At 72.1% G+C, this 6,421-nt stretch carries 6 protein-coding genes; 4 read left to right on the top strand and 2 right to left on the bottom strand.

What is annotated here, in order from left to right; all coding sequences use genetic code 11:
- Positions 1–989 (bottom strand): HAMP domain-containing protein (locus VFO68_RS28195; protein WP_325161436.1); only part of this gene is annotated, 989 nt, incomplete at its 3' end.
- Positions 990–1,094: 105 nt separating this feature from the next.
- On the opposite strand from VFO68_RS28195, the gene VFO68_RS28190 reads away from it, so the two are divergent.
- Genes VFO68_RS28190 through VFO68_RS28180 form a run of 3 tightly spaced genes read left to right on the top strand, consistent with a single transcriptional unit; the run spans position 1,095 to position 4,370 of the window.
- The gene (locus tag VFO68_RS28190; protein ID WP_325161435.1) at positions 1,095–3,083 is read left to right on the top strand and encodes a SpoIIE family protein phosphatase; all 1,989 of its coding nucleotides are present in this window, start codon (positions 1,095–1,097) and stop codon (positions 3,081–3,083) included.
- A 49-nt stretch (positions 3,084–3,132) separates the two neighbouring features.
- Positions 3,133–3,504: an STAS domain-containing protein gene (locus VFO68_RS28185; protein ID WP_325161434.1), complete on the top strand. Its 372-nt coding sequence runs from the start codon at positions 3,133–3,135 to the stop codon at positions 3,502–3,504.
- A 17-nt stretch (positions 3,505–3,521) separates the two neighbouring features.
- Positions 3,522–4,370 (top strand): response regulator transcription factor, encoded by an 849-nt coding sequence (locus VFO68_RS28180; RefSeq protein ID WP_325161433.1) that lies wholly within the window; start codon positions 3,522–3,524, stop codon positions 4,368–4,370.
- 1 nt (position 4,371) lies between these two features.
- On the opposite strand, the gene VFO68_RS28175 is transcribed toward VFO68_RS28180, so the two are convergent.
- Positions 4,372–5,385 (bottom strand): zinc-dependent alcohol dehydrogenase, encoded by a 1,014-nt coding sequence (locus VFO68_RS28175; protein ID WP_325161432.1) that lies wholly within the window; start codon positions 5,383–5,385, stop codon positions 4,372–4,374.
- A 166-nt stretch (positions 5,386–5,551) separates the two neighbouring features.
- Between VFO68_RS28175 and VFO68_RS28170 the strand changes: the two genes are divergently transcribed.
- A partial coding sequence (locus VFO68_RS28170) for a dihydroxy-acid dehydratase (RefSeq protein WP_325161431.1) occupies positions 5,552–6,421 on the top strand: 870 nt, incomplete at its 3' end.

Genomic DNA, 6,421 nt, shown 5'->3' with positions numbered 1-6,421 from the left:
TGGGCGTCGACGGTGATCTTCTGGGACAGGTCGCCCTTGGCCACGGCGGTGGTGACCTGGGCGATGTTGCGGACCTGGTCGGTCAGGTTGGCCGCGAGCTGGTTGACCGCCTCGGTCAACGCCTTCCAGGTGCCGGCCACGTTGGGCACCTGGGCCTGGCCACCGAGCCGGCCCTCGGTGCCGACCTCGCGGGCGACGCGGGTGACCTCGTCGGCGAACACCCGCAGCGTGTCGGTCAGCGAGTTGATCGTCTCGGCCAGTTCGGCGATCTCGCCCCGGGCGCTCACGGTGATCTTCCGGGACAGGTCGCCCTCGGCGATCGCGGTCGCGGTGAGGGAGATCGACCGAACCTGGTTGGTGAGGTTGGATGCCATGGTGTTCACCGAGTCGGTCAGCGCCCGCCAGGTGCCGGACACCCCACGCACGTCGGCCTGCCCGCCGAGCCGGCCCTCGGTGCCGACCTCGCGGGCCACGCGGGTGACCTCGTCGGCGAAGCTGGAGAGCTGGTCGACCATGGTGTTCACGGTGCGGCCGATCCGGTTGAACTCACCGCGCAGCGGCCGGCCCTCGATCTCCAGCGCCATGTGCTGGGACAGGTCGCCCTCGGCCACCGCCGCGATCACGCGGGCGATCTCCGACGTCGGCCGGGCCAGGTCGTCGATCAGCGAGTTGATCGCGGCCGCCGCGGTTGCCCATGCCCCGTCGAACGCGTCCTCGTCGAGCCGTTCCAGCATCCGGCCTTCCCGGCCGACCACCCGGCTGATCCGCAACAGGTCGCGGTTGCGTCTTTCCTGGAGGTCCACCAGCGCGTTGAACCCGTCGACCACCTGGCCGGCCAGACCGCTGCGCCGGGCCAGCCGCACATCCAGGGTGCCCTGCCGGACCTTGGTCATGACCGCCACCATCTCGTTGAGCAGGCTCTCGATCTGCTCATCCGCTCCGGAGCCGGGTGCGTTCACCGTCGTCTTCGCGGACCGGGCAGCAACCATGGTCGTCTCCTGTCATCGCGGTGGGCGCGGGCCAGGCCCACCGCCGGAAAGTCTACGAGCGCACAGGGCGCTGCAAAGACAACTGGCACCGGGCAAACTGCGAACGTGAAGGCACCGACCGTGCACCGCACCCGTTTTCCGGGCGAAGCCGGCTCTCCGGGGGCCGCCCGCCGGCTCGTCCGGTCATTGCTCGCCGACGCCGGGCTCGACGAGCTCGCCGACGATGCACTGCTGCTGACCAGCGAACTCTGCGAGAACGCGGTTCTGCACGCCGGCACCGGCTTCGAGCTGGAGCTGGCCGTCGGTGACGGTGAGATCACGGTTGCGGTGATCGACCAGGGCGCCACGCCGATGGAGGTGCACCGGGCCGGTCCCAGCGCCCGGCGCAGCACCCACAACCGGGGCCTGGAACTGGTGGACGCGCTGGCCGCCGCCTGGGGGACGCGGCACGACCAGCGCGGCCGCCAGGTGTGGTTCACGGTGCGGCAGCACGAGCCCGCCGCGGAACCTGAGCCGGTCCCGGTCGCCGTGCCGGACGGCTGGCCCGATGTGCCGACCGCACGCTGGCTGCTGAACCTGCCGGCGACGCAGCTGGCGACGCTGCGGATGCCGGCGCTGGCCGAGGAACTGCTGCGCCGGCTGGGCGACGTGGTGCGGGCCGACGGTGGCTCGGTGGTGCTCGACGACGGTACGGGGGAGCGGGAGCTGGCCGGTTACGGGCGGCGGGACGGCGAACCGGCGGTCACCGTCGGGTTGCCGCTGGCCGCGCCGCTCAAGGGCCGCCTGCACATCCGGGCGGCCCGGCCGGGGCCGGAGGTGACCGAGGTCGCCGGTCTGACCGCGCAGCGGATCGCACTGGCCGTCGAGGCCGAGTCGGCCCGGGCGGCCGAGCGGAAACGCTGGTCGTGGCTGTCGCACCTGGCCGAGGCGAGCGAACTGCTGGCGCAGTCGCTCGATGTCGAGCTGACCGCCGCGATCGTGCCGCAGATCATGGTGCCGCGCCTGGGTGACTGGTGTGCGGTGCACCTGCTCGACCAGCACGACCGGTTGGTGCTGCGGGCCCTGACCCATGTGGACGAGACCGTGCTGCCGGAGTTGACGGCCGGTCTGGCCGCCGGGGCGCCGGGCAAGCCGCACGAGACGCTGCGCGGGTTGCTCGGCGGCCGGTCCGACGCCGCCCGGCTGGCCCCGCCGATCGCCGGGATCGCGGTTCCGCTGACCGTGCGCGGGCAGGTGCTGGGCACGGTCAGCGTCGGCCGCGGCTCGGCCCGGCCGCACGACCCGGACGAGGTGCTGATGATCTCCGAGCTGGCCCGCCGGGCGGCTCAGGCGATCGACAACGCCCAGCGCAACGCCGTGCAGGTGGCTACCGCGCAGGCGTTGCAGCAGGCGCTGCTGCCGCGCGCGCTGCCGGCCGGCAAGGGCGCCGAGTTCGCCGCCGCCTACCTGCCGGCCAGCGCCGGAGCCGATGTCGGCGGCGACTTCTACGACGTGCTGGAGATCGGCGAGGGCAGTTGGCTCGCCTCGGTCGGCGACGTGTGCGGCAAGGGGCCGCGTGCGGCCGCCCGGACCAGCCTGGTGCGGGACGTGCTGCGGGTGCTGGTGCGGGAGGGGCACACGCTGGTCCGGTCGATCGAGCTGCTCAACGACATGATGTTGGAGACCCGCGACCCCGACCAGTTCGCGACCATGGCGTCGGCCTTCATCCACCGGCTGCCCGGCCAGGCCGGGCTGGATGTCGAACTGGTGCTGGCCGGTCACGACCAGCCGCTGCTGGTCGGCGCGGACGGATCGGTCGACCTGGTCGGGCAGCACGGCAACGCCCTCGGGCTGGTCAACCGGTTCGCCGTGCACCCCACCCGGCACCTGCTCCGGCCCGGCGACAGCCTGGTCTTCTACACCGACGGGGTCACCGAACGGCGGCGTGCCCAGGACCAGTTCGGACAGGACCGGCTGCGCCAGTCCGCCGCGACGCTGCCGAACGGCTCGGCCGAAGGTCTGGTCGCCGGCTTACGGCAGGCCGTCCACCACTTCTCCGCCGAGCCGCAGCAGGACGACATCGTGATCATGGCGGTCCGGGCCGGCTCGGGTTGAGCGTTTTGTCCCGCAACACCAAGCGCGCGGGATCGATACTGGAGGCGTGGTGACTGAACCGACGCACCCCCCCGACCGCCTGTCCACCCGGGTCACCCATCCCACCCCGACAGCCGCCGTGCTGCACGTCGGCGGCGAGCTGGACCTGTTCACCGCGCCGGTGGTGGACAGCTACATCGCCCGGCAGCTGACCGACAAGCCGACAACGCACCTGGTCCTGGACCTGACCGAGATCACCTTCTTCGGCTCGGCCGGGGTGGCGACCCTGGTCCGGGCTTCGGAGAGCGCCGCCGAACACGACGTCATGCTGATCCTGGCGGCGGCCAGCCGGGTCGTGCTGCGGCCACTGCAGGTGACCGGAATCGCGAGCCTGCTCACGATCCGCGAATCCCTGGAGGCCGCGATCGCCGCCTGTGCCTGACCGCACCGCTGCGCCGGATGGCGGTAAGTGGGGATCGTCCAGTTAGGCCGTTCATCTCGTTCGACCGTTCATTCGGCACAACTTCGCGGCTGAAATGCACTTTGCATTCTGCAGTGGTTTGGGCCCGATTGGGCTGGGGTAACTGCAGCCGGCTGGCTATCCCCGACGAAAGAGGCAGCATGGTCGCGGTTTCGGTACCGCCGTCGCGTCGCGTGTCCGGCGTGATTCCCCGTTTGGACGAATGGGACCCGGTTTCGCCGATCAGGATTCTGCTTGTGGCGGACGTGGGTCTGATGGGGGCCGCACTCGCGAGTTTGCTGTCCGAACAGCGTGACCTTGATGTCGCTGGAGTCTTGGCAACCTCTGACAGCGATGTCCTGCCGATCATCGTGGGGATGCGACCAGACGTGGTGGTCGTCGACGTGGACGGCTCACCGACCCGGGGCCTGGAGCTGGTCGGGCATATCAGATCCCGGGTACCGACCTGCCCGGTCGTGGCACTGGCCACGGCCCGGCCGGCCGGTCTGGTCCGCAGACTGCTGGCGACCGGGGTGCGTGGTGCGGTTGATCGGGCCGCACCCGCACACCGGCTTCTCGACGCGATCCGGGGCACGGCCGCCGGCGAGCTCGTGGTGGACACCCACCTGGCCATGGCGGCGCTCACCGCGATGGACAACCCGCTGTCCCGCCGGGAGATGGACGTGCTGCGGCTGGCCGCCGAGGGCGCCACCGGCCCGGAGATCGCCAACCGGCTGTTCCTGTCGCCGGGCACCGTGCGCAACCACCTGTCGAGCGTGCTCACCAAGATCGGCGCCCGCAACCGGGCCGACGCCGTCCGCATCGCCGGCGAGTCCGGCTGGTTGTAGGTCAACGACGCGGGTCGATGTGCACCTTCGGGGCGCCGCCCCAGGCCGCCGGACGCCGGTGCGCCAGCACGTCGGCCACCTGGGCCAGGCCCACGACGGCGGCGACCAGCGGCCGGGGGTCGACCGCGCCGGAGGAGTACAGCTCGATGGTCTCGGCCAGACCGCCGGACGCGCTCAGCACGCCCACCACGGTCAGGTCCTTCAGCACCACGGTCCTACTGTCGATCATGCTGGGTCGCTCGGCGAGTCCGATGTAGACGATCCGCCGGCCGGGCTCGACCAGTTCGACCGCGCGGGCCGGCGATTCCGGGCCGGTCGAGGCGTCGAGCACCGCGTCGAACCGCAGCGGCGGCACCGTCGCCGCGGTCCAGGTGTGCGCGAAACCCAGGGAGCGGGCAAAGTCCAGGGTCGGCGCGTCCAGGCCGAGCAGGTGCACCTCGATCCCGCTCGCCGCGGCGATCTTCGCGGCCAGCAGGCCGATCGTGCCCGGACCGATGACGAGCAGCCGCTCGCCGGGGGACAGGCCCGCGGCGCGCACCGCGCGCAGCGCGTTGCCGCCGGGCTCGACCAGGGCGCCCAGCGCCGGATCGACCGCGTCGGGCAGCGGGTGCAGGGCCCGGACCGGGACCGGGAGCCGCTCGGCGAGCGCCCCGGGCCACCCGTTGCGGATGCCGATCTCGTACCGGTCGGCGCACAGGTGCCCGCGGCCGTTGGTGCACCGCGCGCAGTGCCCGCAGCCGAGCATCGTGTCCCCGGTGACCCGGCGGCCCAGCCAGGCCGGGTCGACCCCGGCGCCGGTCTCGGCGACCACGCCGGCCCACTCGTGGCCGATCCGGATCGGATAGGCGGCCTGGCCGGTGTGCAGGTAGCTCATCGCGCCGGAGAAGAACTCGGCGTCGGTGCCGCACACCCCGGCACGGTCCACCTCGACGACCACCTCGCCCGGTCCCGGCTCGGGCGGGGCGACCTCCTGGACCTCGGCCCGGCCCGGAGCGGTGATGACGAAAGCGCGCACCCGGTTATCGTCCTCTGAGGAGTGAGCTTGCGAGCGAATCCGTGTCGCAGGGCGTCCGGTCACGGCGGCTCCGAGCCTGCGAGGAGGCGACATGAGCGAGCTTGCGAGCGAATCAAATGTCACAGGGCGTCCGGTCACGGCGGCTCCGAGCCTGCGAGGAGGCGACATGAGCGGAATGCGCAGCGCGGCGTGGTACGGCGGCAAGGACCGGGACGGCTACATCCACCGCGCCTGGATGCGCCGCGGGTTACCCGGTTCGGCCTTCGACGGGCGGCCGCACATCGCCATCGCCAACACCGCCTCCGACCTGACGCCGTGCAATCGTCACCTCGACGATGTCGCCGAACACGTCAAGCAGGGCGTGTGGGCGGCCGGCGGGGTGCCGCTGAACCTGCCGGTGGTCTCCCTCGGCGAGACGCAGCTTCGGCCCACGGCGATGCTCTGGCGCAACATGGCCGCGATGGCCGCCGCGTCGGTCGACCTGCCGGCCGTGGTGGTGCCCGGCGGGCCGATGCTCACCGGCACGTTCCGGGGCACCGCGCTGGGCTGCGGCACCGACGTCTGGCGGCTGAGCGAGGAGGTTCGCGCGGGCACACTGTCCGAAAAGGACTTCCTGGACTCGGAGTCGGCGATGATCCGCAGCCGGGGGCACTGCAACACGATGGGCACCGCGTCGACCATGGGGCTGCTGGCCGAGGTCCTGGGCATGGTGCTGCCCGGCACGGCCGGGCTTCCGGCCGCCGACAGCCGGCTGCTGACCCAGGCGCACGAGACCGGCCGGCTGGTGGTGGAGATGGTCGCCGAGGATCGGCGGCCCAGCACATTGTTGACCCGAGGATCGTTCAACAATGCGATCGTCGCATTGGCGGCGATGGGCGGATCCACCAATGCGGTGGTGCACCTGCTGGCCATCGCCGGGCGGCTGGGCGTGCCGCTCGTCCTAGACGACTTCGACCGGATCGGGACCGGCGTCCCGCTGCTGGTCGACCTGCAACCGGCCGGCCGGCATCTGATGGAGGACCTGCACCGGGCCGGC

It is taken from the genome of Actinophytocola sp. (assembly GCF_035712165.1).
In the GTDB taxonomy this organism is placed as follows: domain Bacteria; phylum Actinomycetota; class Actinomycetes; order Mycobacteriales; family Pseudonocardiaceae; genus DASYTH01.
The sequence above is the reverse complement of the archived record's forward strand: the minus strand, read 5'-3'. Positions and strand labels throughout refer to the sequence as shown.

Bases quoted from the DNA above. Each gene is read 5' to 3' on its own strand.
- VFO68_RS28180 (WP_325161433.1), top strand. From the start codon at position 3,522: ATGGCGGTAAGTGGGGATCGTCCAGTTAGGCCGTTCATCTCGTTCGAC.